24 protein-coding genes are annotated in these 26,490 nt (G+C 68.1%); 7 read left to right on the plus strand and 17 right to left on the minus strand.

Annotation, left to right across the window (positions count from 1 at the left end):
- Positions 1 to 15 precede the first annotated feature (15 nt).
- A complete protein-coding gene (locus OVA30_RS06280; protein WP_015950771.1) occupies positions 16 to 231 on the plus strand; it encodes a hypothetical protein in 216 nt (71 codons plus the stop codon).
- Between the two features lie 77 nt (positions 232 to 308).
- Here OVA30_RS06280 and OVA30_RS06285 read toward each other — a convergent pair whose 3' ends face one another.
- Entirely contained in the window at positions 309 to 854 is a 546-nt protein-coding gene (locus OVA30_RS06285) for a hypothetical protein (protein ID WP_012253530.1), read from the minus strand.
- A 331-nt stretch (positions 855 to 1,185) separates the two neighbouring features.
- Between OVA30_RS06285 and OVA30_RS06290 the strand changes: the two genes are divergently transcribed.
- Both OVA30_RS06290 and gmk read left to right on the plus strand, forming a co-directional pair.
- Complete coding sequence (locus tag OVA30_RS06290) at positions 1,186 to 2,100, plus strand: YicC/YloC family endoribonuclease (protein ID WP_268174950.1); 915 nt, start codon at positions 1,186 to 1,188, stop codon at positions 2,098 to 2,100.
- 34 nt (positions 2,101 to 2,134) lie between these two features.
- Positions 2,135 to 2,806: a guanylate kinase gene (gene gmk, locus OVA30_RS06295; RefSeq protein ID WP_003598580.1), complete on the plus strand. Its 672-nt coding sequence runs from the start codon at positions 2,135 to 2,137 to the stop codon at positions 2,804 to 2,806.
- A 46-nt stretch (positions 2,807 to 2,852) separates the two neighbouring features.
- Here gmk and OVA30_RS06300 read toward each other — a convergent pair whose 3' ends face one another.
- The 3 genes from OVA30_RS06300 to bluB all read right to left on the minus strand — a co-directional run bounded on the left by OVA30_RS06300 (position 2,853) and on the right by bluB (position 6,134).
- A complete protein-coding gene (locus OVA30_RS06300; protein WP_268174953.1) occupies positions 2,853 to 4,601 on the minus strand; it encodes an ABC transporter ATP-binding protein in 1,749 nt (582 codons plus the stop codon).
- Between the two features lie 163 nt (positions 4,602 to 4,764).
- Positions 4,765 to 5,280 carry a L,D-transpeptidase gene (locus OVA30_RS06305; protein WP_268174955.1) on the minus strand — a complete coding sequence of 172 codons (516 nt, stop codon included), beginning with the start codon at positions 5,278 to 5,280 and terminating at the stop codon, positions 4,765 to 4,767.
- A 188-nt stretch (positions 5,281 to 5,468) separates the two neighbouring features.
- A complete protein-coding gene (gene bluB, locus OVA30_RS06310; protein WP_268174956.1) occupies positions 5,469 to 6,134 on the minus strand; it encodes a 5,6-dimethylbenzimidazole synthase in 666 nt (221 codons plus the stop codon).
- Between the two features lie 513 nt (positions 6,135 to 6,647).
- Between bluB and OVA30_RS06315 the strand changes: the two genes are divergently transcribed.
- Entirely contained in the window at positions 6,648 to 7,043 is a 396-nt protein-coding gene (locus OVA30_RS06315) for a DUF2794 domain-containing protein (RefSeq protein WP_003598586.1), read from the plus strand.
- Between the two features lie 37 nt (positions 7,044 to 7,080).
- On the opposite strand, the gene OVA30_RS06320 is transcribed toward OVA30_RS06315, so the two are convergent.
- The 6 genes from OVA30_RS06320 to OVA30_RS06345 form a co-directional block, all read right to left on the minus strand.
- Entirely contained in the window at positions 7,081 to 9,255 is a 2,175-nt protein-coding gene (locus tag OVA30_RS06320; RefSeq protein ID WP_268174958.1) for a TonB-dependent receptor, read from the minus strand.
- Positions 9,256 to 9,760: 505 nt separating this feature from the next.
- Complete coding sequence (eda, locus tag OVA30_RS06325; RefSeq protein WP_268174959.1) at positions 9,761 to 10,381, minus strand: bifunctional 4-hydroxy-2-oxoglutarate aldolase/2-dehydro-3-deoxy-phosphogluconate aldolase; 621 nt, start codon at positions 10,379 to 10,381, stop codon at positions 9,761 to 9,763.
- A gap of 52 nt (positions 10,382 to 10,433) precedes the next feature.
- Positions 10,434 to 12,263 carry a phosphogluconate dehydratase gene (edd, locus tag OVA30_RS06330; protein ID WP_076643973.1) on the minus strand — a complete coding sequence of 610 codons (1,830 nt, stop codon included), beginning with the start codon at positions 12,261 to 12,263 and terminating at the stop codon, positions 10,434 to 10,436.
- Between the two features lie 349 nt (positions 12,264 to 12,612).
- Positions 12,613 to 13,620 (minus strand): Hsp33 family molecular chaperone, encoded by a 1,008-nt coding sequence (locus tag OVA30_RS06335; protein WP_012253537.1) that lies wholly within the window; start codon positions 13,618 to 13,620, stop codon positions 12,613 to 12,615.
- A 258-nt stretch (positions 13,621 to 13,878) separates the two neighbouring features.
- A complete protein-coding gene (locus tag OVA30_RS06340) occupies positions 13,879 to 15,990 on the minus strand; it encodes a carbohydrate porin (protein ID WP_268174961.1) in 2,112 nt (703 codons plus the stop codon).
- Between the two features lie 356 nt (positions 15,991 to 16,346).
- Entirely contained in the window at positions 16,347 to 16,859 is a 513-nt protein-coding gene (locus OVA30_RS06345; protein ID WP_015822577.1) for a DUF2147 domain-containing protein, read from the minus strand.
- Positions 16,860 to 17,233: 374 nt separating this feature from the next.
- Here OVA30_RS06345 and ndk point away from each other — a divergent pair, with 374 nt between their 5' ends.
- Entirely contained in the window at positions 17,234 to 17,656 is a 423-nt protein-coding gene (ndk, locus tag OVA30_RS06350; RefSeq protein WP_003598598.1) for a nucleoside-diphosphate kinase, read from the plus strand.
- 285 nt (positions 17,657 to 17,941) lie between these two features.
- Positions 17,942 to 18,322: a hypothetical protein gene (locus OVA30_RS06355; RefSeq protein WP_268174962.1), complete on the plus strand. Its 381-nt coding sequence runs from the start codon at positions 17,942 to 17,944 to the stop codon at positions 18,320 to 18,322.
- Positions 18,323 to 18,469: 147 nt separating this feature from the next.
- Here OVA30_RS06355 and OVA30_RS06360 read toward each other — a convergent pair whose 3' ends face one another.
- The 7 genes from OVA30_RS06360 to OVA30_RS06390 all read right to left on the minus strand — a co-directional run bounded on the left by OVA30_RS06360 (position 18,470) and on the right by OVA30_RS06390 (position 25,894).
- Positions 18,470 to 19,555: a M48 family metallopeptidase gene (locus tag OVA30_RS06360; RefSeq protein ID WP_268174963.1), complete on the minus strand. Its 1,086-nt coding sequence runs from the start codon at positions 19,553 to 19,555 to the stop codon at positions 18,470 to 18,472.
- Between the two features lie 7 nt (positions 19,556 to 19,562).
- Positions 19,563 to 20,852 carry a YjgN family protein gene (locus OVA30_RS06365; RefSeq protein ID WP_268174965.1) on the minus strand — a complete coding sequence of 430 codons (1,290 nt, stop codon included), beginning with the start codon at positions 20,850 to 20,852 and terminating at the stop codon, positions 19,563 to 19,565.
- 387 nt (positions 20,853 to 21,239) lie between these two features.
- Positions 21,240 to 21,473 carry a YbdD/YjiX family protein gene (locus OVA30_RS06370; protein ID WP_003598605.1) on the minus strand — a complete coding sequence of 78 codons (234 nt, stop codon included), beginning with the start codon at positions 21,471 to 21,473 and terminating at the stop codon, positions 21,240 to 21,242.
- Between the two features lie 7 nt (positions 21,474 to 21,480).
- Positions 21,481 to 23,538 (minus strand): carbon starvation CstA family protein, encoded by a 2,058-nt coding sequence (locus tag OVA30_RS06375; RefSeq protein WP_268174966.1) that lies wholly within the window; start codon positions 23,536 to 23,538, stop codon positions 21,481 to 21,483.
- Between the two features lie 299 nt (positions 23,539 to 23,837).
- Positions 23,838 to 24,464 (minus strand): TPM domain-containing protein, encoded by a 627-nt coding sequence (locus tag OVA30_RS06380; RefSeq protein ID WP_082289147.1) that lies wholly within the window; start codon positions 24,462 to 24,464, stop codon positions 23,838 to 23,840.
- A complete protein-coding gene (locus OVA30_RS06385) occupies positions 24,454 to 25,239 on the minus strand; it encodes a TPM domain-containing protein (protein ID WP_268174968.1) in 786 nt (261 codons plus the stop codon). Before OVA30_RS06385 ends, OVA30_RS06380 begins: the two co-directional genes overlap by 11 nt.
- A 19-nt stretch (positions 25,240 to 25,258) precedes the next feature.
- Entirely contained in the window at positions 25,259 to 25,894 is a 636-nt protein-coding gene (locus OVA30_RS06390) for a LemA family protein (protein ID WP_268174969.1), read from the minus strand.
- Positions 25,895 to 26,138: 244 nt separating this feature from the next.
- On the opposite strand from OVA30_RS06390, the gene OVA30_RS06395 reads away from it, so the two are divergent.
- A complete protein-coding gene (locus OVA30_RS06395) occupies positions 26,139 to 26,453 on the plus strand; it encodes a SelT/SelW/SelH family protein (protein WP_253395545.1) in 315 nt (104 codons plus the stop codon).
- Positions 26,454 to 26,490: the final 37 nt, after the last annotated feature.

Genomic DNA, 26,490 nt, shown 5'->3' on the forward strand with positions numbered 1-26,490 from the left:
GGCTTCGGAGGCGGCATGGCGGTATCGGCGACCAGGAAGACATCTCGCATTCGCAGTCTCTGGCCGAGCTGGAATCCGGGACTGCTCTCCGCCGCCGCGCCTCCGCTGGACCGGCGCTCCATCGACCTGCACCCCATCGAATCCGAGGCGCGCCTGCCGTCGCACAACCTCACCGCTAACGAACTCATCGCCATGGCCCGCGCCGCCCGGGCGCGCCGCCTCGATCCGTGAGCGGACGCCCCGCCGCTCCGTGACGGCGAAGTCCTGATCCCGCATCCGGGACGGTCCGCAAGCGCCGCGCGCGGCGCCTACTGCACCAGCGCCAGACGGCCGCGCGACTCGGTTGCCCCGGTGCGGATCGGCGCCTCGCTATGGCCGGCGAAGAAGTCCTCGACCATCTCGCGCAGGATCTCGGCCAGGTCGCCGCCGCGATCGGCCTCGACATGCACGTCGCTGCCGACGCAGCGGCCGAGGCCCGGCGTCGTGTTGCTGGCCAGGGTGAGCAGGCGCTCGTTGTACTCCGCCCCCAGGCCGTTCACCGCGATGAAGTTGCGCCCACCCAGGACGGGGCCGTACTTCACGGTAATCCGGTGTTCCTGACCGGCATCGTTCTGCAACGTGGCGGTGAAGCCGACGAAATCGTCGCGATCCACCTCCGGGGCGGGGCAGGTGATCCGGCCGTGCTCGATGCCGTCCTCTTCCAACACCTCGGCCATCAGGCTCAGGGCCTCGGTGATCGGAGCCAGCGCCCGAACGCCGTCCTGAAGAAGCTTGGCCTGGATCCGATGCTTCTGCGCGTCGGCCGCGCGCAGGCGCGCCCGGAAGCGATTCTTGATGTCGAAGGGGTTCGTCATGGATGGGTCCCCGCTCGATTGTTCGGTGCCCTTTGATCGACTTGGAAGTTAGGAAGACACATCATCAGCGTCAAGCTGATGCACAGTATTCATGCCTGCTTGGACGCTGGGCTCTTGCATCATTAAATGACGTGAGCGTTTTTTGTGCAGAATAGGGTGGCGCGGTCGTGGTGCAGCGCACGCACTCAGGGCGGCCGGGCCGGCCTTCCACCCGCCTCCGCATTGCGCTTTCTTGCCGAAAGCGCGTATCCGACAAACCGACCTTTTCCGGAGTCGTTCCCCGCGATGAGCGGCCGAGCGCCGATGGAGGACGAGCGGGAGCGACGCGCCCTTGGCCCAAACCAGCGCAGGCAAGACCAGCGAAGACAAGACCATCGCGAGCATGACCGGGTTTGCCCGCTCCGCCGGCACGACCGGCGCGGTGCAATGGTTGTGGGAGATCCGCACCGTGAACGGGCGTGGGCTCGATATCCGCGTGCGCGCGCCGAACGGCTTCGAGGCGGCGGGGGAGGCGGCCCGCATCGCTCTGTCCAAGGCGCTTTCTCGCGGCCAGTGCCAGCTCGGTCTCACCTTGACGCGGCCCGAGGCGGCGGTGCGGGTGCGCATCGACGAAGCCCTGCTGGCGAGCCTCGCGGCGGCCGTCGCCCGCGTGCCGCGTCCCGCGGAGGTTGGCCCGGCGACGCTCGACGGGCTGCTCGCCGTGCGCGGCGTCGTCGAGACCGAGAGCGAGGCCGGAGCCGACCCTGAGGCGCTCAATCGGGATCTCGTCGCCGGGATCGAGACCCTCGTGGCCGATCTCGTTTCCGCCCGCCGCGCGGAAGGGGCACGGCTGCACGCGATCGTGGAGGGCCAGATCGCGGACATCGCCCGCCTGACCCAGGCCGCCGAGGACTGCCCCGCCCGCCGGCCCGAGGCGGTGCGCGCCCGGCTCGCGGATGCGGTGGCGGCCCTCGTCGGCGCCGGCGGGTTCGACCCCGACCGCCTGCATCAGGAGGCGGTGCTGATCGCGGCCAAGGCGGATGTGCGCGAAGAACTCGACCGCCTGCGCGCTCACCTCGCGGCCATCGGCGAGCTGCTGGCTCAGGGCGGCGCGATCGGCCGGCGGCTCGATTTTCTCGCCCAGGAACTCGGCCGCGAGGCCAACACCCTGTGCGCCAAGGCCGGCGACATCAGCCTGTCGCGGATCGGACTCGACTTGAAGGCCGTGGTGGAGCAATTCCGCGAGCAGGTGCAGAACGTCGAATGAGAGCGAGAGACATGCGCAGCGGAGTTTCCCGCCGATGACGCAGGATGCCACCCAAGGCAGACCGGATATCGCCCGGCGCGGGCTGATCCTGATCCTGTCCTCGCCCTCGGGCGCGGGCAAGACGACGCTGACCCGCGCCATCGCCCAGCGGCCCGAATGGGGCCTCGATCTGTCGATCTCGGTGACGACGCGCTCGCGCCGCCCCTCGGAGATCGACGGGCGCGACTACCGCTTCATCGACCGCGAGGCGTTCGAGGATCTTCGCACGCGCGACGACCTGCTCGAATGGGCCGAAGTCCACGGGAATTTCTACGGCACGCCGCGCCGCCCGGTCGAGAAGACCCTGTCCCAAGGCCGGGATATGATCTTCGACATCGACTACCAGGGCACCCGCCAGGTCCGGCAGCGGCTGCAGGACGACGTGGTGACGGTGTTCATCCTGCCGCCGAGCTTTGCCGAGTTGCGCAACCGCTTGGAGCGCCGGGCGGAAGATGCACCCGAGACCATCGAGCGGCGGCTGGCCAACGCCCGCAACGAGATGCAGCGCTGGAGCGAGTACGACTACGTCATCGTCAACGACGACCTCGACGAGTCCTTCCGCGCGCTTCAGTCGATCCTGGCCGCCGAGCGCCTCAAGCGCACCCGCCGCACCGGCCTGCCGGGCTTCGTCGATGGGCTGCTGGCCGAGGCCGGGCGGAGCGCTTGAAAATTGGGATCCACTCGCCCCGCACGCGGGGAGAGGGCAAGGCGCTTCACTCCGCCGCCGTGCGCGGCCGCGACGGATGCGAATCCTCGACCTGCGCCGCGTGGAGGCGGCGGTAGTAGCCGTCTCCGGCCAGCAGCACGTCGTGACGGCCCTGCTCGACGATGCCGTTCTCGGCCACGACCACGATGCGGTCGGCGTGGCGGATCGTGGCGAGCCGGTGGGCGATGACGAGCGTCGTACGGCCTTCCGCCAGCTCGAACAGCGAGGCCTGGATCTCCCGCTCGGTCTGCGTGTCCAGCGCCGAGGTCGCCTCGTCGAGGATCAGGATCGGCGGGTTCTTGAGGAAGGCGCGGGCGATGGCGAGCCGCTGCTTCTGCCCCCCTGAGAGCTTCACTCCGCGCTCGCCGATCACCGTGTCGAGCCCCTCGGGCAGCGAGGCGATCAGCCCATCGAGCCGGGCACGGGCGGCGGCGTCCAGGATCTCGGCCTCGCTCGCGCGCAGCCGGCCATAGGCGATGTTCTCGCGGATCGTGCCGGCGAACAGGAACACGTCCTGCTGGACGATACCGATCTGCCCGCGCAGCGAGGCCAGTGTCAGGTCGCGGATGTCGTGGCCGTCGATGGTGATGCGTCCGGCTTCCGCCTCATAGAAACGCGGGATCAGCGAGAGCAGCGTCGTCTTGCCCGCCCCCGAGGGGCCGACGAAGGCCACCGTCTCGCCCGCATGGATCGTCAGGTCGATCGCGGAGAGCACCGGCTGGTCCGGGCTGTAGCCGAAGCGCACGCCCTCGAAGCGGATCTCGCCCTTCAGCGGCGGGGCGGGGAGGGCCCCCGGCCGGTCGGCGATGTCGGGCTCGGTGGCGAGCAGGTCCTGGTAGCGGCGAAAGCCGGCGATGCCCTTCGGGTAAGTCTCGATCACCGCCCCGATCTTTTCCAGCGGCCGGTAGAACACCGCGACCAGGAGCAGGAAGCCGACGAAGCCGCCGGGCGTCAGGTCACCGTGCACCACGAAGGCGGCGCCCCCGAGGAGCACAACGATCTGCACGAGGCGCAGGCCGAGATAATTGATCGACAGGGCGCCCGCCATCAGCCGGTAGGCTTCGAGCTTGGTGGTGCGGTAGTTCCGGTTGTCGGAGGCGAACAGCGCCCGCTCATGTGCCTCGTTGGCGAAGGCCTTCACCACGCGGATGCCGCCGACATTCTCCTCGATGCGGGCGTTGAAGGCGCCGACGCGCCCGTACTGCGCCTGCCAGTTGCGCGTCATGCGCCCACCGTAGCGGATGACGATGAAGGCGATCAGCGGCAGGATCGCCAGCGTCATCAGCGCCAGTGGCGGGTGGACGAGGAACATCAGCGCGAAGGCGCCGAACAGCGTCATCACCGCGATGAACAGGTCCTCGGGCCCGTGATGGGCGACCTCGCCGATCTCCTCCAGATCCTTGGTGATGCGCGCCACCAGATGGCCGGTCTTCTGCCCGTCGAAGAAGCGGAACGAGAGCTTCTGCAGGTGGTCGAAGGCGCGGGCGCGCATCTCGGTCTCGATGTTGATGCCGAGCACGTGGCCCCAATAGGTGACGACCACCATCAGGCCGGCATTGGCGACGTAGAGCAGCGTCAGGCCCATCGCCGCGAGCAGGATCAGGCTCCAGTCCTGCTGCGGCAGCAGGCGGTCGACGAAGGCTTTGACCGCGAGCGGGAAGCCGAGTTCGAGCAGGCCCGAGAGCACGGCGCAGCCGAAATCCACCAGGAACAGCGTACGGTGCGGCCGGTAATAGGCGAGGAAGGCCTTCAGCATGGCGCAGCAGTGACGGGTCTTCTGGCCCAGAAGCGGGCGACTCCCCGGCGCATAGGCGAGGGCGCGTCGTCGCGCCAGCGGCGCCGACGCGGGGCGGCCCCCACCCTCACGGCTCCACAACAGGCCGCGCAGCTTTGCGGATGGCCGCGCCTCGAACCGCCGCTCAGCGCATCACATACACCTCGGTGCCGACGGCGACACGCCCGAACAGGTCGGCGATGTCCTGGTTGTACATGCGGATACAGCCGTAGGACGCGAAGGTGCCGATCGAATTCGGCCGGTTGGTGCCGTGGATGGCGTATTCGCCGCCACGCAGGGTCATGGCCGCCACGCCCATCGGATTGCTCGGCGAGCCGCCGCGGATGAGGTTGGGCAGGCGCGGGTTGTCGCGCTTCACCTCCGCCGGGGGCGACCAGTCGGGCTGGTAATACTTGCCGTCGATCTGCGTGGCGCCGCTCCACTGCTTGCCCGGCTTGCCGACCGCGACGGGGTAGCGGATCGCCGTGCCGTCGCCGTTGACGAGGTAGAGCCGGCGCTCGGTGGTGCGCACCACGATCGTGCCCGCACCGAGTCCGTCGGCGAAGGGGACGACTTCCCGGGCCTGCGCGGCACCAGCCGCGCACAAAGCCGCCGTGAGCGCGCCCGCGAGGCGCACCCTGTACTTGACTGTCCTGAACATCGAAGATCGCCTTTCGAAGCTGGAGCGTAACTGACGAAGACGATCCGCCGTTCCAGCTTGCGATTCTGCTTTACGCGCCGCGAAATGCGCGCCCCATGCACGGCCTCTTGGCGGCTTAGCGAATGCCGGGCTCGAAAATTCCGACAAATTTTAAGTATCGGCTCGGGGCGCCGGCCTCAGCGCTGGTCTTAGCGTTCATGGAGCCGGGCCGCCTCCGGGTGCCGCTCCTGCCAGCCGTGGCGGACGAGTTCCGGGTCGGCATGCTCCTCGACCGGGTGGCCGACACAGAGATACGCGACCAGATCCCAGCCTTCCGGCACGTCGAGGGCGTCCGTCACGAGGGTGGGTTCGAGGATCGAGACCCAGCCGACGCCGATGCCGTGGGCGCGGGCGGCGAGCCAGAAGGCATGGATGCAGGCCGCCACCGAGTAGCGCAGCATCTCCGGCATGGTCGCCCGGCCGAGCCCGTGGCCGGCGCCCGTTCCGGAATCGCAGAACACGGCGAGGTGAACCGGCGCCTCGCGCAGGCCCGCGAGCTTCAGGCGGGCGTAGAGCGTGCGTTGTTCATCGGCATAAGTCGCGCAGGCGGCGGCGTTGCAGCGCTCGAAGCTTGCGATGACCGCCGCGCGCCGCCGGGGCTCGGACACCCGTACGAACCGCCAGGGCTGGCTGTTGCCGACGGAGGGCGCCAGCGCCGCCAGATCGAGGCAGGTTCGCAGCGCGGCCTCGTCGACCGGTTCGCGGGAGAAGCGCCGCACGTCCCGCCGCCACGCGAACAGGTCCGCGAGGCGTGCGCGGAAGGCGTCGTCGAAGACGGGCGGAGGCGCCGCTGCGGGGGGAGAGGACTCGGACATCGCCGCCGCTTCTCGCGCCAGCGGGCGCGGCTGCCAAGATGGTTGTTGGGGGATGCGGCCGCGGCTCCCCGCCGCGAGCCTCGTTCCGAGAGGTGGCGATCGGCTTTCGGGCTGATGCACCCGCGAGCGGCGGGAGCCTCGACACGAAAAAAGGGCGGCGCTCCGAGGAGGCCGCCTGAAGTCCTTGGGTCTCGAAACCCCTGGATGCCGATTTGCCGAAATCCGCGGCATTGCCCGAGGGCTGGGGAGCTCGGGTTCAGGCGCCGCCGCGGTGGACAGACCGACGAGGTTTCAAGCCACAGTGAAAGCGTGTCGCGGTGGCGATGGCAAGGCGAGTCTGCGGCGGGACGGTGATGTTCACCACCTCACCGTGCGGCGACGCACATGAGTCGCGCGCCGCGTCGAAACCACGCTACGCGACCGATGGCCGGCGAAGCACCTTGCGGGTGCCTGCCGCGGAGCCCATCATCTCCCGCACGCCGCAGAAACGCCGGCACCGCTACGGGAGTGACGATGAGCGAGGGGCAGAGCGTCGATCACCGCTCGAACGACCGGGACAGCCAAGTGGCTCCGCACGTCACGCCGCAAGTGATCCCGTTTCCGTCGCCCACCACTCCGCAGGTCGCCTTCCAGCGCGACGAGTTGCGGACCATCTTCAACCTCTACGGACGGCGCGTCGCCGAGGGCGAGTGGCGCGACTACGCCCTCGATTTCCGCCGCGACAAGGCGGTGTTCTCGATCTACCGCCGCGCCTCCGAGATGCCGCTCTATCGGATCGAGAAGGATCCCAAGCTCGCCCGCCGGCAGGGCGCCTACGCGGTGATCGCGGCGAGCGGCCTCGTGATGAAGCGCGGCAACGACCTCGCCCGCGTCATCGGCGTGTTGGAGGGGCCGTTGCGGGCGGTGTGATCCCGCCTCCGGGCGTGCCCGGAAGCGGGAGGGGCGGCTACCAGCGCACGATGATCTGTGCCCGGACCGTGCGGGGGGCACCGGGCAGGATGTTGTTGTTGTTGTGCGCCGAGACGATGTAGTTGCGGTCGAACAGGTTCTCGATGTTCACCTGCGCGCGTGCGTTCTCGCTGATCCGGTAGAACAGGCCCAGATCGAAGCGCGAGTAGCTCGGAAGCCGGACGGTGTTGTCCGAAGTCGCGAAGGAGTGCGACTGGTTGATGAAGCCGACGCCGACCGAGAAGCTCGGATCGATGTCGAACTTGTTCCACAGCGTGAAGGAATTGAGCGGCACGAGGCCGACGAAGTTGCCGGCCACGATCGTATCGGAGAGCCGGTTCGCGATGCGCGCATCGGTGAAGGCGTAGCCGCCCGCGACCGACCACCAATCGGTGACGTAGCCGTTGGCGCCGATCTCCGCGCCCTGCGTGTTGGTCTGGCCCGAGGTCAGGAAGAAGCCGGGCCGGTTCGGATCGGCGATGCGCTGGTTGGTGCGGTCGAGGTTGAAAAGCGCGCCGGTGAGCTGAAGCACGGGCGAGACGTCGTACTTCACGCCCACTTCCGTGTTTTCGAATCTCTCCGGCTGAGCGATGACGAGGCCCGGCGTCAATGCGCTGAACTGATCGCCGGACGAGGGCAGGTAGGAGATGCTGTAGCTCGTGTAGAAGGCGAGGTTCGGCAGCGGCTTCACGACGAGGCCGGCGCGGGGCGAGATCAGGTCGTCCACGCGGGCATTGGTGATGTTGGTGCGCCGGTCGGTCGCCGCGAAGTCGAAATGGTCGAAGCGCAGGCCGCCGATGAGCTGCACGTAGTCGTTCAGTTCGACCTGATCCTGCACGTAAGCCGCGGCGAGACCGAGATCGTAGGTGCTGTTGGCCCCGCTGGCGATGTTGCGGAAGTTGACGCCGACGCGCGTCAGCGGCGCGAGCGGGTTGACGACGAGGGTCTGCGTACCGGTGGTCGCGAAGAAGCCGTCTTCACGGACGCTTAGACCTTCCTGGTAGCCGAGTTCGAACCCGCCGAGCAGGGTGTGCTTCACCGGGCCCGTGAGGAACTGGTAGGTGAAGTCGGTCTGGTTGAAGTAGTTCGTCCGGTCGGTCTGGCTGTTATAGGCCGAGATGTTGACGGCCGTGCCGGCCGCGTTCACCGCCCCGCCGGGGAAGACGTTCTGGTAGAATTTTTCGTAATCGGCGATGCGTGATTGACTGCGCATCACGACGCCGTTCTCGAAGACGTGGTCGAGCTGCGCCGTGGCGATGTGGGCGTTGACGTAGGTCGGCGACAGGAACGGGTTGCCGAAATAGGTCGTCCGGTTGTCGCGATACCGGTAGGGCCGGCCGAACTGCGAGGGGATGCCGCGATCGGTGGTGCGGTCGTCGTGGAAGTACTCGTAGGACAGACGCAGCGTCGTCTGCGGCCCGAGCAGGAACGTCATGGTCGGGTTCACGCCGTAGCGGCGGATATCGACGAAGTCGCGGTAAGTCGCCGTATCCTCGAACACGCCGTTCATGCGGAAGAACACGATGTCGGAGACGCGGTCGCCGACATCGAGCGCCACGCGCTTGTTCGCGAACTGGCCGCCCTGGGCGACGATCTCGCGGGTCGGGACGCCATCGGCTTCCTTGAGCACGCGGTTGATCACGCCGCCGCCGCCGCCGCGGCCGAAGATCATAGCATTCGGCCCCTTCAGCACCTCGATGCGCTGGATGTTGTAGAGGTCGCGGTAATACTGCACGTCGTCGCGGATACCGTTGACGAAGAAGTCGGCATTCGAGCGCTGACCGCGGATGATCAGCTCGTCGCGATTGCCCTCGCCCTGGGCCTGGATCACGCCCGGAACGTAGCGCGTCGCCTCGCCGATCGACTGGAAGCCCTGGTCGAGGATCTGCTCGCGTGTGATGACCGAGACGGATTGCGGCGTGTCGAGCAGGGGCGTCGGGGTCTTGGTGGCGCTGCGCGTCGCCTTGCCGAGATAGCCGACCGTGACACCGCCCTGGGGCTCAAGCCGCAGCGCGCCGCGGCCGAGGCCTTCGACGGCCAGTTCATCCAGCGCGACGGCGGCGGGAGACGCCTCGACCGGAACAAGGGGTTGTGCCCGTGCAGGGAGGGCAACCGCGACGGCCGTGCCTGCCAGAAGCGCAAACGCGACTTCGTTCGTTCCGCGACGTCTCAAGTCCAATCCCCCGTCTTCTTGTCGATATTTGACGACGTCGTGACGCCGACTTGGCGCTCATGATGACATCGCTCGACGGGGATCAAGCGGGTGAAGCACTATAACAAACGACAAAAATGGTGCTTTTGTTTAGAATAATTCGCGATAACAGCCTAAAACATCGTCATTCAACGCGATTTGCCGAAAGCTGGAGGCGTTCAAATCTATACGATGCAGAAACATTGTTGCATAACCGCAACTACGCTGCTCGGAACTGTTGTAAACTGGTGACTTCATCCGCGATGGCGGCGTGGCGTCGGGACGGAACAGCCGATCCGACGCCCGCGCGTAGCGGCCGTGCTCGCAAGGGCGCATGGGAGGCGGAGACGAAGCTCTGCGCTTTCCGGCGAGGCTGAAGGCCGCGTAGAGCCTTGTCCGACCGCATTGCATTAGGCCGGCGTCTCTCGGTCCTTGTTTTGATGCGCAGTCTTTCGACGAACCGGTGACCCCTTCGTCGTTGGGTGCTCTACCGGGCGGGCCGCAACGTTGCGGCGGCTTCGGCGAGCCGGCGGATCGCGGCCGGATCGGGTTTGCCCGCGGGGACCACCCAGCTTCCGCCGACGCAGAGCACGGCAGGATGGGCGAGCCAGTCCCCGGCACTCGCTTCGGTGATGCCGCCGGTGGGGCAGAAGCGTACCTGTCCGAACGGCGCGGCGAGCGCTTTCAGCGCCTTCAGGCCGCCCGCGGCCTCCGCCGGGAAGAACTTGAAGCGGTCGAGCCCGTGATCGAGGCCGCGCATGATGTCCGCGGAGGTGGCGACGCCCGGCAGGTAGGGAACGCCCGAGGCGAGGGCCGCTTCCGTCAGCGGCGCGGTCAGTCCGGGGCTGACGATGAACTTCGCGCCCGCGCCGATGGCGGCATCGAGGTCGCGCGCGTTCAGCACCGTTCCGGCGCCGACCACCGCGCCCTCGACGCTCGACATCGCCCGGATCACATCGAGCGCCGCGGGGGTGCGGAGCGTGACTTCGAGGGCGGTGAGCCCGCCGCCGACCAGCGCCTCGGCGATCGGCACCGCATCGGCGGCATTCTCCACCACCAGCACGGGGATGACGGGAACGGAGCGCATCAGCGCGTCGATGGTGCTCATCGGGGTTTCCTCCGGTGTCGGTTCGGCTGATCGCGCGTATCGGGACGATGACTTAAAGGCCCGCCGCCGCCAGCATCGCCGAGCCGCCGCGCTCGGCGTCGTCGGCGCCCTGGCGCATGAAGGCGAACAGCTCGCGGCCGGTGCCGAGGCCGTCCGGCGGCCGCACCGCGTCCTCGCGGCTGTCCCACTCGGCCGAATCGACCAGCACTTCGAGCAATCCCTGCTCGGCCGAGAGTCGGACGATGTCGCCGTCGCGGATGCGGCTGATCGGGCCGCCGCCGACCGCCTCGGGGCTGACATGGATCGCCGCCGGCACCTTGCCGGAGGCCCCCGACATCCGCCCGTCGGTGACGAGCGCCACCTTGTGGCCGCGGTCCTGCAACACGCCCAGCGGCGGGGTCAGCTTGTGTAGTTCCGGCATCCCGTTGGCGCGCGGACCCTGGAAGCGCACGACCACGACGACGTCGCGCTCCAACTCACCGGCCTTGAAGGCAGCGATGACCTCGTCCTGATCGGAGAAGACGCGGGCCGGAGCTTCGATGGTGCGGCGCTCGGGATCGACCGCGCTGGTCTTGAAGGTGGCGCGGCCGAGATTGCCCTTCACCAGCCGCATCCCGCCATCCGGCTGGAACGGGCGGGAGGGGGGACGCAGCATGGCCTCGTCCAGCGGCTCGGCCGGCGCGTCCTCGAAGGTGAGGTCGTTGCCCTCGCCCAGAAGCTTCGGGTCGCGGGCGTGGTCGCGCAGGCGCGTGCCGGCCACCGTCAGGAGATCGTCGTGCAGGAGCCCGGCATCGATCAGCGAGGCGATGACGTAGGACATGCCGCCGGCCGCGTGGAAGTGGTTCACGTCGCCCGCGCCGTTCGGGTAGACCCGCGCGATCAGCGGCACCACGCCGGAGAGCCGGTCGAAATCCTCCCAATCGACGATGATGCCGGCGGCGCGCGCCATGGCCGGGATGTGGATCGCGTGGTTGGTCGAGCCGCCGGTGGCGAGCAGGCCGACGATGGCGTTGACGATCGCCCGCTCGTCGATGCAGCGCCCGAGCGGACGGTAATCGTTGCCGTTCCAGCCGATCTCGGTGAGCCGGTGGATCGCCGAACGCGTCACCGCCTGCCGCAGCCGCGTGCCGGGGTTGATGAAGGAGGCGCCGGGCATGTGCAGGCCCATGACGTCCATCATCATCTGGTTGGAATTGGCGGTGCCGTAGAAGGTGCAGGTGCCGGCCCCGTGATAGGAGGCGGACTCGCTCTCCAGCAGTTCCGCGCGGCCGACCTTACCCTCGGCATAGAGCTGCCGGATGCGCTGCTTCTCCTTGTTGGCGAGCCCCGAGGGCATGGGACCGGCCGGGACCAGGATCATCGGCAGGTGGCCGAAGCGGAGCGCGCCGATGATGAGGCCGGGCACGATCTTGTCGCAGATGCCCAGCAGCGCCGCGCCCTCGAACATGCCGTGGCTGAGCGCGACCGCGGTGGAGAGGGCGATGGTATCGCGGGAGAACAGCGACAGCTCCATGCCGCGCTGGCCTTGGGTGACGCCGTCGCACATGGCGGGCGTGCCGCCGGCCACCTGGGCCGTCGCACCCACTTCGCGGGCGAACAGCTTGATCTGCTCGGGATAGCGCCCGTAGGGCTGATGCGCCGAGAGCATGTCGTTGTAGGCGGTGACGATGCCGATATTCATGGCACGGCCCGCGATGATCGCCGGCTTGTCCTCGCCGGACGCCGCGAAGCCGTGGGCGAGGTTGCCGCAGGCGAGCATCGGGCGGTGCACGCCCGCCTCGCGCTCGCGTTCGATCAGGTCGAGATAGGCGCGGCGGCTGTTGCGGGAGCGCGCGATGACGCGCTCGGTGACCGCGGCGACCTCGGGATGAAGCTCCGGCATGGCTCGTTCGCCTCGTTCGGATGTCGACGGCACGGACAGGCCCGCAAGAACGGGGCCTGCGCTTCCCTTAACATGGAGCGACTCCAAACGGGATCACGCCCGTGAGAACGCTTTCCTGAACCGGAGCCATGACGGATCTGCTCGGCAGAGGGTCGGGGATGCCGTCGCCGGATGACCCTGCCGCTGCCTTTGCGCGGGTCTGCCATCGCGATCGCCCCGGCAAGGTGATCGGCTGCAAAGCGGGTGATCGCTGGATCGGCGGGCTGTCACCCGCCGATCCTTCCGATGCCGGCCCGAGGGTCGCGGGGTCTGTGCCGCGATCCCGGACGCAGATTGACGAGTAGGTGCTTCACGCCCCCGGCGCGGTCGCGATATCCCGCTCGACCTCGGCCGGGTCGAGCACGTAGCGGCGCGAGCAGAACTCGCAGGTGATGGACACGGTGCCGTCATCCGCCACCATGTCCCGGCGCTCTTCGGCCGAGAACGAGCGGATCATCCCCAGCACCCGCTCTTCCGAGCAGCGGCAGCGCTCGATCACGCTCTGCGCATCGAACACGCGCACGCCGCGCTCGTGGAACAGGCGGTAGAGCAACCGCTCGCTCGACACCGCCGGATCGACGATCTCGTGGTCCTCCACCGTGTTCACGAGGCTGCGCGCCTCGGTCCAGGCATCGTCGTCACGGGTGCCGCCGGTGAGGATCTCGTGGCCCTCCGGCGCGTCGCCGGGCGGAAGGTCGGCCTGGCGCATCCGGTCGGGCGAGGTCGGCAGGAACTGCACCAGCAAGCCGCCGGCTCGCCAGCGGCTCTCCCCGCCCTCCATCTGCTCGGCGACCGCGAGGCGGACCAGCGTCGGGATCTGCTCGGATTGGCGGAAATACTGGTGCGCAGCCTCTTCGAGGCTTTGCCCCTCGAGCGCGACGACGCCCTGGTAGCGGCTCTGGGATGGCCCCTGGTCGATGGTCATGGCCAGATGCCCGCGACCCATCAGGTCGGCGGCGCGCGCCTTCGGCCCGAGGGCGGCCACCGGCTCCGCATCGAAGCGGGCGGTGGCCCGTACCCGGTCGGGCGCCTCGAAATCGACCACCAGCATGTTCACCGGTCCGTCGGTCTTGGTCTGGAGCTGGAAGCGGCCTTCGAGCTTCAGGGAGGCACCGAGCAGCACGGTGAGCGCCGCCGCCTCGCCGATCAGCCGGGCGACCGCGTCGGGATAGCCGTGGCGGCGCAGAATGGTGTCGATCGAGGGCCCGAGCCGCACGGCGCGGCCGCGCAGATCCAGCGCTTCGACGGCGAAGGGCAGAACGGCGTCGTCGTCGCCTTCGAGCGAGGGTGTGAAAGAAGGGGCGTGTCCGGAGCTCATGGGCTCTCCGTATCCGGGCTGGATGAAAAAGAGGAGCGGGAGGGCGGCCGGTCCGGCGGCATCGCACCAAACCGGCGGAAGCGCGTGAACCGGCGCACGTCCTCGGCGCTCCTTATATGGGGGGCACCGTGCCCCGGCGCGAGACCGGCGCATGATGCCCTCGGCCGGCGCTGTCACGCAAACACTTCGGACGCGTCCGCCATCGCGTCCGGCGTCCTCCACGAACCATCCGGGACGATGTCGTATTGGCCGGACGGGTCAGAAATCCGTGTGCAGCCGCGTTCCGAAGAAATCGGCCGGGCCCCGGTCGCGGTTATAGGCCGGGTTCTCGATGTGCTGATAGTCGAAGGTCATCGTCACGGCCTTCGTCAGGTTCAGCGCGTAATAGACCTCGACCGCCCGCTCCGGCGCGTAGTTGTCGAGGCGGCCGTCGCCGATCAGGAGCCCGAGGCCGCCATTGGCGAAGTAGGCGCGGTGAGCGGTCGAGATCCGATTCGCGGCGGCGCCGACGCCGACCGTGTCCTGCGGCCGGCCCCAGGCCGCGCCTTTGAGCGAGAGGCCGCCCGAGACCGAGCCGTCGATATCGGTGAAATTCAGGTTCTCGTTGCGCCCGTCATTGACGCTCGCCCGCGCGAACAGGCCGAGATCGGCGGTGAGGGCTTGCTCAAGATTGACGTAGGCGCCGCTCTTGCGCCGGGGCTCCCGGGTCGCTGCGGCCGCCGTGTTGATGTCGGCGAAGGCGCCGGACTGCGTCAGCGCCACGACCTGCCGGAAGTTGGCGGTGTTGCCGACATTCGAGAACAGGCCGAGGCGTAAGCGGCCCGGCTGGTCGAGCAGGGGCAGCGTGTGGCGCTCCTCGAACTCGATCACGGCGCCGGCCCGCTCGAACACCCGCGGATCGAGCACGTCGGAGGACGGCTCCTTGGGCACCTGCGTGTAGGCGGCACGGATCGCAAATTCCGCGCGGTTGTACTCGACCATCACGCCTTGCGTGAAGCCGGGGAGGTTGGCCGGGAAGTCCCAGGCGGCGGCCGCCCACAGGCCCCAGTTCATAAAATCCACCCGCGGGTCGTGGGCATAGGCGTTGCCGTCGAAGAAGTCGCCGAGCGCGAACTTGCCGGCGATGACCGTGATGCGCTCGACGTCGCGCGTGCCGGCGACGGAATTCGGCCCGTCCGGCACCGCTTCCGTCTCGCCGCCGAGCCCGAAGGTCTGGCGGACGAAGTAGCGGTTCGAGCGCAGCTTCGGGAACGGCGCACCCGCCTTCTGCGCCTCGCCATTGACGAAACCGGCCACGCCCAATGTACGCGACAGGCCAAAGCCCTGGCTGAATTCCGGGTTGTAGTAGAGTTCCGTGCCCTCGAAGAGCTTGAGGCCGAGGAACAGCGTCGCGGTCGTCGTCGCCTGCGCCTGATCCGGCACGAGGCTCTGCGGCCCGCGATAGGGCGCGCGGAATCCCGTCACGCTCTGGTTCACGAAAGTGGTCTGCCCGTGCAGCGAGAAGCGAGCGTCCTTCGGGGTTTCGTCTTCCTCCTCCGGCACCAGCGTCAGCGCCTGGGGGTGCCAGATCAGCCGGGCCATCATCTTGTTGGAGACGAAGCTGGTCCGGGTCGTCACCGGCCCGCCATCGAGGCCCGGCAACGCGCCGAGGCCGAAGCGGCCGCTCTCGCCGAGGTCGCTGTAGCGGTAGTCGATTCCCAGCGAGAGATGCGGATCGACCGCGAACTGCACGCCCGCGCCGAGCGTGAAGCCGAGATAGGAGACGTTGCGCGTGGCCGTGATCGTCGGGCCGCCGCCCAGATCCGGATAGGTGGCGAGCACCCGGCCGTTGGCGCCCGTGAGACCGGCGGTTGCGTAGATCAGGTTGTTGCCGAAGGCGTAGCCGAGCCGGGCGCGGGCGGCTCCGAAGACGTCCGTCTTCTCGCGGATCAGGGCGAAGGGCGGATCGATCCCCTCGTAGCCGAAGCCCGTCGCATCGGAGCGCGCGCCGCGCTTGAGGTTGGCTCCGACGAGGTCGGCCTCGATGCCGTAGACAAGCGCCCCGTCCTGCCAATTCCAGCCGGCGAAGGCGCCGCCGACCGCCGTGGTGGCATCGCTGCCGAGATCGCGGCTGCCGGTGGCATCGCCCGTCGAGATCGATCGAACGCGGCGCGAGCCGATCGTGGTCGGGCCGAAATCGTAGTTGCCGAAGGAAGCGCCCGCGCTGCCCTGCACCCCGGCATAGAAGCCGGACCAATCGATGAAGCGGGGCCGTGCACGTTCCGCGAGGTCTGCGGCCATGCCAGCGCCGGCGTGAACGCCGAGGATGACGGCCAGCCCTGCCGAGACCGCCCCCTGTTTCGCGATTATCCCCGCGCGCGCCTTGAACACTGCGCCAGCCCCCGCCGCCACCCCGTGAGCGGCCTAGCAGATGCCGTTGCCGCCGCAATGCACCCAAGACCCGCCGAAGCACGAGGCTTCAGAACGGTTGCGCGGGCGCCACGATGTCCGTGAGAAGCGGAAACATCCGACAGGACGATGACGGTTGTACCGGTCAGGCCGAGCCGGGCCGAACCGGGAGCATCGCTCTGAAACCGTTCCGGGATGACAAATAGGTGACCGCGGCCGCTCGCGCTGACTCGCAGCATCGCGCCAACCTTAATCGGCCTTGATCCCCATCAGGCTTGCCGAACTTCAGGGCGCGCCAGCAAAGGCGCGCCCCATTTTTCTAAACCGTTCGGCGGGCGTCACTCCGCCGGGGCGGCGGGTGCCTTGGCCGGCGCCGGCTTCGCGGCAGTCTTCGCAGGGGTCGCGGCGGCCTGCTGGTTCACGTCCGGCACGCGGGTCCAGGTCTGCGAGCCGCACAGCACCTTGAGCATGCAGCCCTGCACGCTCAGTTCGCTCTCGCTCTCGCGCTCCAGGCTGACCTGATAGATCTTGCCCTCGTCGGCGTTGTAGATCTCGCCCGCAAAGCCCGCATCTTCAGGCTTGAGGTTTTCGAGAAGCGTCAGCCCGATGATCGGGCGGGCGCGCTTCTTCGGATCGGGGTTCTTCACGTCGATGCGCGGCGCGCCGGCGTCATCGGTCGGAGCTTTCAGCCAGACCACCTTGCCGCAGGCATTGCCGCCGCTCGGCCCGCAGCGGTCGATACGGATTTTCGCGCGCCCGTCCCCCGTCAGCCACGTTCCGGACAGGTCTTTCGGGGCGGCAAAAGCGGCATTCGAGGCCAGGAGGGCGGCGAGACCGAGAGCGATACGCATGAATGGCTCCTGAGGCTGGGCCCGAAACGGGCTGTGGCTTGCGGAGAAGGGATCACCCCGGCAGCGAGCGGGGGCAGGCGAACCGTCCACCCATTGAGCGGTCGCAATCCGGCGATTTTTCGGCGGTGTTGCGCTAAAGCCATGGCGGGGCCGAAAAAGGCCGAGCTCGCCGTGATTCCGTTCGCTCGGGCATCCACGGCCTATCCGCCGCTTGACGGTGGTTGAGGGCCTACCGGTCCACCGCTATAAGCCCGGCGCGCCGGGCGCCAACCAGGCCATCGACTGTCAGGACGGTCGATCTCTCGGGCGGCTTTCGAGCCCGCCCTCCTTCAGCGCGTCGCGCGACCCCTTTCTCCAACGAACCGGACCGGACCATGGCCAACGAGCGCACCTTCTCCATCCTCAAGCCCGACGCGACGCGCCGCAACATCACCGGCGCGGTCAACGCCGTGATCGAGGCCGCCGGCCTGCGCATCGTCGGCCAGCGCCGCATCCGCATGACCCGCGAGCAGGCCGAGAAGTTCTACGAGGTGCACAAGGAGCGCCCGTTCTTCGGTGAGCTGGTCGAATTCATGACCTCAGGCCCCGTGGTCGTGCAGGTGCTCGAGGGCGAGAACGCCGTCGCCAAGTACCGCGAAGTCATGGGCGCCACGAACCCGGCCCAGGCCGCCGACGGAACGATCCGCAAGCAGTTCGCCGAGTCGGTCGGTGAGAACACCGTTCACGGCTCCGACAGCGCCGACAACGCACGGCTCGAGATCGCGCAGTTCTTCAACGACGCCGACATCGCCGCCTAGAGCCGTCTCCGGCCTGATTGCATCAGGCCGGCGTCTCTCGGTCTTTGTTTGAACGCGCTTTCTTTCAACGAACCGGCGTCCACTTCGTCGGAAAGCGCTTTAAAGACGTGGCCCTCGCCGGCTCCGCATACGGGGCCGGCGAGAAACGCGCTCGCGCTTGCGCGGGGCTGACGTCCGGGGCGCAATCCGGCCGAGTGTGACTCTCCTGCCCTAGCGGCGCGAGGCGGGCGGCCCGAAGAACGGAATCGATCGACGATTTCCCGTCTCTCTCGGATTTTCGCTCCCATGCGCCTCACGTTTTCGCGCACCGGCCGCCTGCTCGTCGCGGCCGGCCTCGTGTCCCTGCTCGCCGCCTGCAACTCCGCCGGCAGCTCGACGCAGTACACCTCGCTCGAAGGCTACGTGCCCGATCCGACGCTGAAGACCGCGACGAAGACCAACCTGACCGGCCGCGTGCGCCACGCCTGCACCGTCACCCAGGCTCGGTTCCAGAAGGTCCCTGAGGACGCGCTCGCGGCGCCGTGCGGCTGCTATGCCGAGCGCACCCTCTCCACCCTCGACAAGGACGAGATCGCCTCCTACCGCACCACCGGCTACTTCAACGACAGCGCACGCGCCAAGGCGTTGAACGCGCTCGATAGCTGCAAGCTGCCGCGTCCGGTCTGATGCGATGAAGGGGGCGGCGCTGAGCGCCGTCCCTAAGAGAGGTGCAGGGGTCGAACCTGCACCTCTGACAAGATCTCGGCCTTTCCGGGCCGGGATCTACAGCTTCTCGGTCGGCGTCTTGGTGTCCTTGTCGTCCGGCTTGGTCTTTTACGGCTTGGCCGGCTTCGGGCAGATGCCCTGGAGGCTCTGCCACTCGGCCTCGGACAGGATACCGGGCCCGGCCGATTTCTCCCCCGCCAAAGACCGGATCCGCGCGGCCCGCTCCGCCGTGACCGGATGGGAGCGCAGGAACGAGGTCGCGTCCGGCTTTTCGTCGTCCGCATCGGTGATGCGCTCCAGGATCGCGGCGAGGGCGGCCGCGTCTCCGCCGGCCCGCTTCACCGCCGCCACCGCGTAGGCGTCCGCCGTCCGCTCCGCGTCGCGCGAGTAGCCCGCCGAAATCGCCGCCTGTCCGATCGTCACCAGCACCGTCGAGCCGGTGAGATCGCCGAGCACAAGGCTCAGCAGGAACGAGGTGCCGCCCGCCGTGATCAACGAGCGCATCGGATCGCGGGCGGCGATGTGGCCGAACTCGTGCGCGAGGATGCCGGCCAACTCATCGCCGCTCTTGGCCTTGGCTAGGATGTCGGAGAGCAGGATCACCCGGCCGCCCGGCAGGGCAAGCGCGTTGGCGACCTTGTGTTGGCGCACGCTAACCTGAGGCGTCGCCGGAAGCGCCATGCCCTCGGCAAGCCGCGCCGTCAGCCGGTCGAGCACCGCACGCCCCCCCGGATCGTTGCAGAGCGGCGGATCGTCGAGCAGGCCGACGATCTGGGCATCGACGCTGCGCCCGAGTTGCGCTTCGATCGCCTGCGGGACCAAAGGGGCGAGCAGGTTCGAGGCCGCCGGCACACCGTAGACGGCCGTCAGCAACACGGAGACGCCCGCCGCGATCGACCAGAGCACGAGACGGGTGAGGCCGCCTCCGCTCTCGGTCCGGTTCAGGTCGGGACATCGCGCCGTCAGGGCTTCCGCGAACGCGGCGTCGGCGAACTCGACGCTCTCCGATCCCTGCGCGTGATTGATCCGCATCAGGGGCGGGGCGGCGTCGGCGGCGCGCAGGTCGAGCAGGCTCCAGTCGCGGGACACATCCTCGCCGGAGACTTCAAGCCGGAACGTCAGCCTCAGCGTTACCGGCTGGGGCCGGGCGCTGAGGCCGTCGAAGAACGTGCCGGTCGTGGTGATCGCCTCCATCGGCGGGCTAGAACCCGATCTCGAGTGCACCGCCGACATCGAGCGCGTCGGCCAGCCCCTCGTTGAGGCCGCTGGCCGGAGCGCGCGTCGAGGCCAGCACCGCTTCCAGCGCCGGCAGGTTCTCGATCTGCATTGTGGTCGCCACCGCGTGCCACAGGCGCACGGTGATGATGCGGACATAGAGCACGTTCGTGCCGAGGATGGCTCCGAGATAGAGCAGCACGCTCGAGGCGATGACGAAGGCCTGGATCCCCGCATTCTCGCCGTCCGTGGCGATCAGGGGCAGGAGAAGAGCGGCGATGATGCCGAGGACGATGATGAAACCGATCACCGCCAGCATGTAGACGAGGTAGGGGAAGTAGAACTGACGCGCCTTCAGCGAGGAGGCCAGTCTGGCCTCGCCGAGAGAGGCGGCATTGAAGAAGGCACGGGTCTCGCGAGCCCGATAGTAGGGGATCAGCAGCAGCGCCAGCGGGATCGACACGCTGGCGGCGATCCCGACAGCGCTGGCGTAGGACACGAGCGGCGAGTCCTCGTAGGCGGGGTTGAAGATGAACTTGCTGTTCTCGCTCGCCGGATCCTGGATCAGCAGATCGCTCGGGATGTCGAATCCGGTCGCCGCCAGCAGCGCCGCGACGCTCAGCAGAATCGGCAGCAACGCGACGATGTAGAACATCATCCACGGCATCAGGATCGAGCGGCCGGTCGCGGTCGAGCGCATCCGGCTCTGGCCGATCAGCGTGTGGTCGATGCGGTAGCGCTCCAGCGCCGCGCGCATGAAGGGGAAGGCCAGGCCGAGGCTGGCGAAGGTCGCGAGCCACCACAGGGAGGCACGCCCGGCATAAGCGAAGCCCGAGCCGTCCTGGCCGAGGCGGATGCCGCGCCAGCGCGTGCGCGAGGCGCGGTAGCGCCGGCCGCGGAACAGCGCGTATTGCCCGAGCACGAACAGGCCGATGAAGGAGATCGGCGCGGCCAGGGCCGCCAGCACTGGGCTCAGGAGACCGATCACGAACAGGACGATGTAGATCGGCACCAGAATGGCGAGCGCCACGAGGAAGCCGAGGAACAGCTCCTTGCCGTTGCCGAGATACTCGGCCGGGCTGCCGGCGACGACGGTGCGGCTCCAGAAGTATCGCCGCAGATTGGTGATGTACCAGAACCGGTAGATCGAGAAGGTGATCAGCGAGAGCAGGAAGCCTTTGACGACGATGCCCGTCAGCCCCGGTGCCTTCCGGTCGAACGCAACTTCCCCGGTCCGCACCCCAGCCGGGCTCGGCACGCCTGCCAATTGATCCATCGTCGCAGTCCCCCTCGTTGCCGGGAGACTAGAAGCCGCGCTGGTTGCATTGCAACGGCCGGAGGTCGCAATCGCTGCTTTAGGAACGATCGATCAATGGAAAGCCGGTGCACGGAGCGGGCTTCGCCGAGTTTTCAGGGTTAATTTCACGTGAAAACCGGGTCGTGACCGTGTCTCGGAGAGGGATCGTCCCCCGATGGCAGGCGCCTTCGCTCGGCTCCGGTTCACCCATCTCACGGCGATGTCGCGCGCATCGACACCGCTGACGGGAGGCCCGCTGAACGGGCTTCCAAAAGAAAACGCCGGGCCCGATCACGGAGCCCGGCGTTTTCACACGATGTCGTCACGGGAAGGACGGACTGCCCCTCCGAGAGGCAGGTTGGCGCTTCAGCAGCAGCGAAAACCCGAACTGTTGCCGACGCCGAAGCGAGCGTTCTCGCGGTTGCGAAAAAACTCCCGCTCGGTCATCGGCGCCTGATCGGGATGGGTCTTGGCGATATGGGCCACGTAAGTCCCGTAATCACCCTGACCCACCATCAGCCGCGCGCCGTCGCAAACGCACTTGTTGAAGGCCTGAAGGCGTTCGCGAAAGCTCTGCATCGACGTTGCGGTTCCGGTCATGACGGCCTCACTCCGCCGGGGCGAGACGGGGATCGGCTTCGAGCGCCGTCCAGCGATCGGCACGGTAGGCCTTGACGCAGGCCATGATGCCGAACACCGCGATCGCCACGACGAGGCCGACGAAGAACACGGCCAGAGCCGCGTCGATGCGGTCGTTGAAGACGATCTTGTGCATGTCGGCCATGCTCTTGGCCGGGCCGAGCACCTTGCCTTCCGCGATCGCCGCCGAGAAGCGGTCGGCGTGCGAGAGGAAGCCGATCTTCGGGTCGGGCGAGAAGATCTTCTGCCAGCCGGCAGTCAGGGTGCAGATGCACAGCCACACGGTCGGGATGATCGTGACGAAGGCATAGCGCTCACGCTTCATCTTGAAGATCACGACGGTTGCCAGCGTCAGCGCGACGGCGGCCAGCATCTGGTTCGAGATGCCGAACAGCGGCCACAGGGTGTAGATGCCGCCCAGCGGATCGGTGACGCCCTGGTAGAGGAAGTAGCCCCAGGCGCTGACGCACAGGGCGGTGGCGACCACGCTCGGACCCCAGGCCGAGGTGTCCTTGAAGCGCGGCGAGAGCAGGCCGAGCAGATCCTGCAGCATGAAGCGGCCGGCGCGTGTGCCCGCATCCACCGCGGTCAGGATGAACAGGGCCTCGAACAGGATCGCGAAGTGATACCAGAAGGCCATCATCGCCTTGCCGCCGATGGCCGAGGAGATGATGTGCGCCATGCCGACCGCGAGGGTCGGCGCGCCGCCGACGCGCGAGATGATCGAGTGCTCGCCGACATCCTTGGCGGTCTGGGCGATGACGTCCGGACCGATCGGGAAGCCGAGCGCCGTCACCGCAGCGGCGGCGGTTTCCGGCGTGCTGCCGAGCAAGGCGCCCGGGGAGTTCATGGTGAAGTAGATGCCCGGGTCGATCACGCTGGCGGCCACCAGCGCCATGATCGCCACGAAGCTTTCCATCAGCATGCCGCCGTAGCCGATGAAGCGGGTGTCCATCTCGTTGTTGACGAGCTTCGGGGTCGTTCCCGACGAGATCAGTGCGTGGAAGCCCGAGACGGCGCCGCAGGCGATGGTGATGAACAGGAACGGAAACAGCGAGCCCGCCCAGACCGGGCCGGTGCCATCGATGAACTTCGTCGTGGCGGGCATCTGCATGTGCGGGGCGACGACGACGATGCCGAGCGCGAGGCCGATGATGGTGCCGATCTTGAGGAAGGTCGACAGGTAGTCACGCGGGGCGAGCAGCAGCCACACCGGCAGGATCGCGGCGACGAAGCCGTAGCCGATCAACATCCACGTGAGCTGGGTGCCGGTGAAGGTGAAGGCAGGACCCCAGGTGGGGTGTTCGTTGATCTGACCGCCGCCGACGATCGCGGCCATGAGCAGGACGAAGCCGATGATCGACACCTCGCCGATCTTGCCCGGCCGGATGTAGCGCGCGTAGAGGCCCATCAGGATCGCGATCGGGATCGTCGCGCCGACGGTGAAGGTGCCCCAGGGGCTCTCGGCCAGGGCCTTCACCACGATCATCGCCAGCACGGCGAGCAGAATGACCATGATCATGAAGGTGCCGAACAGGGCGATCACGCCGGGGATCACCCCGAGCTCGGCCCGGATCAGCTCGCCCAGCGAGCGCCCATCGCGGCGCATCGAGATGAACAGGATCATGAAATCCTGCACCGCGCCCGCGAGCACGACGCCGGCGAGGATCCAGAGCATGCCGGGCAGGTAGCCCATCTGAGCCGCGAGCACCGGGCCGACCAACGGTCCGGCGCCGGCGATGGCCGCGAAGTGGTGGCCGAACAGGACCGATTTGTTGGTGGGAACGTAGTCGAGGCCGTCGTTGTGACGGTGGGCCGGGGTCTCGCGCTTCGGATCGAGACGCATCACCTTGTCGGCGATGAAAAGGGAATAGTAGCGGTAGGCAATCAGGTAGACGCAGACTGCGGCGACCACGACCCATAGGGCGTTGATCGATTCGCCCCGTTGCGTGGCGACCACCGCCAGCGACGCAGCGCCCAATGCCCCGACCAGAGCCCAGGGCCCATGCTTCTGTATTGCGCCCATCGACGCCTCACTCCGTCATTGGCCGCATTCTTGATGCAGGCGGCCTTTCACCGATCTGTTTGGCGCAATTTTTCCTGCGATACCAGTTGCGGTGAGCACACATGTGCAGGTTCCCTCGGCACCCGCGGTGACATCTTCCATCCCGCGTTACCCGAACCTTGGGATGAGTGCGCCACGGTGCCATCAACGACCGTGCGAAGGGCAACCGGGGAAATGGGCGCCCGAGTGGTGCCGACGATTTGGAGCGCGGCTTCGTTCGATCCGAAGCGGATCGGCCACGTGGAGCGCCTTCGAACGTCTCAGTCGAGGACGATGACGCGGTTGGGGAGTTGGTTGTCGCTGTGGCTACCCGGCAGCTCCGCCTTCAGCACGGCGCCGACCTGCTCCACTGCCGAGACGAGCCCCTCGCCGAGGGCTCCGCGTCCGGCCGCACCAAGCAACTCCGAGACGATGGCGCGCCACTGCGCCTCCTCCACGCGGGCCCGCACACCCTTGTCGGCAACGATCTCGGCGTAGCGCTCTGCCAGGGCCACGTAGACCAGCACGCCGGTGCGTCCCCGCGTTCCGGTGAGACCGTGTGCGAAGAACTCGCGACGGGCGGCGGCGTGGGCGCGTTCACGCTGCCAGCGCCGCGGGGTGAGGGTGATCCGGAGACGCTCGTTCAGGGTCAGCAGCAGCGTAACGAGCACGGTCGCCGCCTGAGCGAGCGCAATTTCGCCCGCACCGAGCTCGGTGAGCAGGATCAGGGGCCAGGGCAGGACCAGGGCGACCGCAAGGGCCAAGGCGAGGCCGGGGGAGCGATAGAGCCCGGCGCTGGCGGAGACCAGCACCACGATCTCGCCCGACGTTCCAGTCTCTGCCCGCCCGATCGCTGCGGCGATCCGCTCCCGCGCGGCAGGATCGAGGATGCTCACGCTACCAGTCACCGGACGCTCCCCCGCCGCCGAACGAGCCGCCCCCGCCGGAGAAACCTCCGCCGCCATCGGAGAAGCCGCCGCTCCAGCCACCGGACGGCCCCGGGATCACCACGAAGCCGCCACCCCGGCCGCGTCGTCCACCGCCGTTCATCCGCGTGAGCACGATGACGAGGGCGATGACGACGACGATCCAGAAGATCACCGTGACGGGATCAACCGTATCTTCCCGCACCGGCGCGCGGCGTTGCCACTCGTCGGCATCGCCGGCGAGGATCGGAAGGATGGCGTCGACCCCCGCCTCCACGCCCCCGGAAAAGTCGCCCTGGCGGAAACGGGGCGTGATCGCCGTCGTGATGATCGTCTTCGACAGCGCATCGGTGAGCGCGCCTTCGAGCCCGTACCCGACCTCGATGCGGACCTTGCGCTCCTTCGGGGCCACCAGCAGCAGAACACCGTTGTTGGTCTTCTTCTGGCCGATGCCCCAGGCGCGGGCGAGGCGGTTGGCATAATCCTCGACCGTGCGGTCCTGAAGGCTCGGCACGGTGGCGACCACGAGTTGATCGCCCGTCTTGTCCTCGTGGGCCTTGATCTTGCCGTCGATCCGCGCCCGCGTCTCCTGCGAGAGGATGCCGGCCGCATCCACCACCCGGCCCGTGAGCTTGGGGAAATCGGGCTCGGCCGCTTGGGCGAGGCCCATGAGGCCGGCGACAATCAGCAGCGCGAGCCACAGCGCCGGCAGCGGGCCGAGTGCGGGGTGCCGAGCAGTCCGATCTGGGCGCGTCATCTCCAGTTGGCAGGGCGAACTAGAACTTCACGTTCGGCGCGCGCTCTGCACCCGGCGTCGAAGTGAAGGTCTCCATCGGCTTCGCCTCCGGGTAGAACCACGAGGCAACCCACCGGCCGGGAATGGTGCGGATCTCGGTGTTGTAGGCCTGGACCGCCTGAATATAGTCGCGCCGCGCCACGGCGATCCGGTTCTCCGTCCCCTCGAGCTGCGATTGCAGCGCCAGGAAGTTCTGGTTGGACTTGAGATCCGGATAGGCCTCGACCGAGGCGAGCAACCGTCCGAGCGCCCCAGAAAGCTGGTTCTGCGCCTCTTGGAACTGCTTGAACTTCTCCGGGTCGCTGACCGTCGAGGCATCGACCTGGATGCTCGTCGCCTTGGCCCTGGCTTCCGTCACCCGCGTCAGGGTCTCCTGCTCCTGCTTGGCATAGCCCTTCACGGTCTCGACGAGGTTCGGAATCAGGTCGGCCCGGCGCTGGTACTGGTTCTGCACCTCGCTCCAGGACGACTTCGCCTGCTCCTCCAGGCTCGGCACCCGATTGATCGCCCCGCACCCCGCCAAGCAGGTCGCCAGCCAGAGCGCCGCGAGCGCAGAGATGACCCGGCCGAGGACGGAGGGGCGGGCGGGGACCGCGGGGCTGAGGGAGAGGGACATGACGGGCGATCTCCGGGACGAGCTTGGCGGCAAAGCTTGCGTCGGAGATAGGGAGGGCCAGCCGCTGCGGGAAGGGCCGGGATCCGGGCAATCGTCTTGGCGCCTCGACCGGATGCCATTTCCTTCGTCCTTCGAGCGCCCCGGGGTGCGTGACCGGACGGTCGTGGTGGTGGATCGACCAAGGTCCGACAGGATATGAACGGCATCGGCAGCGTCCGCCTGTCGTGAAAGCGCCATTCCCTCGATGAGCAACGCATCCGGGCCGGCATCCGCCCGCCCCCGCATCACCATCACCTACTGCACCCAGTGCCAGTGGCTCCTGCGTGCGGCGTGGATGGCGCAGGAGCTTCTCTCCACATTCCGCGACGATCTCGGCGAGGTCGCCCTGCGGCCCGGTACGGGCGGGGTGTTCGTGATCGAGTTGGATGCGGAGGTCATCTGGGAGCGGGTGCGCGATGGCGGCTTTCCCGATGTGAAGGTGCTCAAGCAACGGGTCCGGGACCGGCTCGATCCGGGGCGGGATCTCGGGCATGTCGATCGGGCCGGGCGGGAGGGCTGAGGCGGGGCAGTTGGCACGTATACCCGCGCTGGGGCAT

This window comes from Methylorubrum sp. SL192 (assembly GCF_026672325.1).
In the GTDB taxonomy this organism is placed as follows: domain Bacteria; phylum Pseudomonadota; class Alphaproteobacteria; order Rhizobiales; family Beijerinckiaceae; genus Methylobacterium; species Methylobacterium extorquens.

Coding starts and splice junctions, on each gene's coding strand:
- OVA30_RS06280 (WP_015950771.1), top strand. CDS start 16: ATGGCGGTATCGGCGACCAGGAAGACATCTCGCATTCGCAGTCTCTGG.
- OVA30_RS06285 (WP_012253530.1), bottom strand. CDS start 854: ATGACGAACCCCTTCGACATCAAGAATCGCTTCCGGGCGCGCCTGCGC.
- gmk (WP_003598580.1), top strand. CDS start 2,135: ATGACGCAGGATGCCACCCAAGGCAGACCGGATATCGCCCGGCGCGGG.
- OVA30_RS06300 (WP_268174953.1), bottom strand. CDS start 4,601: ATGCTGAAGGCCTTCCTCGCCTATTACCGGCCGCACCGTACGCTGTTC.
- OVA30_RS06305 (WP_268174955.1), bottom strand. CDS start 5,280: ATGTTCAGGACAGTCAAGTACAGGGTGCGCCTCGCGGGCGCGCTCACG.
- bluB (WP_268174956.1), bottom strand. CDS start 6,134: ATGTCCGAGTCCTCTCCCCCCGCAGCGGCGCCTCCGCCCGTCTTCGAC.
- OVA30_RS06315 (WP_003598586.1), top strand. CDS start 6,648: ATGAGCGAGGGGCAGAGCGTCGATCACCGCTCGAACGACCGGGACAGC.
- eda (WP_268174959.1), bottom strand. CDS start 10,381: ATGAGCACCATCGACGCGCTGATGCGCTCCGTTCCCGTCATCCCCGTG.
- edd (WP_076643973.1), bottom strand. CDS start 12,263: ATGCCGGAGCTTCATCCCGAGGTCGCCGCGGTCACCGAGCGCGTCATC.
- OVA30_RS06335 (WP_012253537.1), bottom strand. CDS start 13,620: ATGAGCTCCGGACACGCCCCTTCTTTCACACCCTCGCTCGAAGGCGAC.
- OVA30_RS06345 (WP_015822577.1), bottom strand. CDS start 16,859: ATGCGTATCGCTCTCGGTCTCGCCGCCCTCCTGGCCTCGAATGCCGCT.
- ndk (WP_003598598.1), top strand. CDS start 17,234: ATGGCCAACGAGCGCACCTTCTCCATCCTCAAGCCCGACGCGACGCGC.
- OVA30_RS06355 (WP_268174962.1), top strand. CDS start 17,942: ATGCGCCTCACGTTTTCGCGCACCGGCCGCCTGCTCGTCGCGGCCGGC.
- OVA30_RS06360 (WP_268174963.1), bottom strand. CDS start 19,555: ATGGAGGCGATCACCACGACCGGCACGTTCTTCGACGGCCTCAGCGCC.
- OVA30_RS06365 (WP_268174965.1), bottom strand. CDS start 20,852: ATGGATCAATTGGCAGGCGTGCCGAGCCCGGCTGGGGTGCGGACCGGG.
- OVA30_RS06370 (WP_003598605.1), bottom strand. CDS start 21,473: ATGACCGGAACCGCAACGTCGATGCAGAGCTTTCGCGAACGCCTTCAG.
- OVA30_RS06375 (WP_268174966.1), bottom strand. CDS start 23,538: ATGGGCGCAATACAGAAGCATGGGCCCTGGGCTCTGGTCGGGGCATTG.
- OVA30_RS06385 (WP_268174968.1), bottom strand. CDS start 25,239: ATGACGCGCCCAGATCGGACTGCTCGGCACCCCGCACTCGGCCCGCTG.
- OVA30_RS06390 (WP_268174969.1), bottom strand. CDS start 25,894: ATGTCCCTCTCCCTCAGCCCCGCGGTCCCCGCCCGCCCCTCCGTCCTC.
- OVA30_RS06395 (WP_253395545.1), top strand. CDS start 26,139: ATGAGCAACGCATCCGGGCCGGCATCCGCCCGCCCCCGCATCACCATC.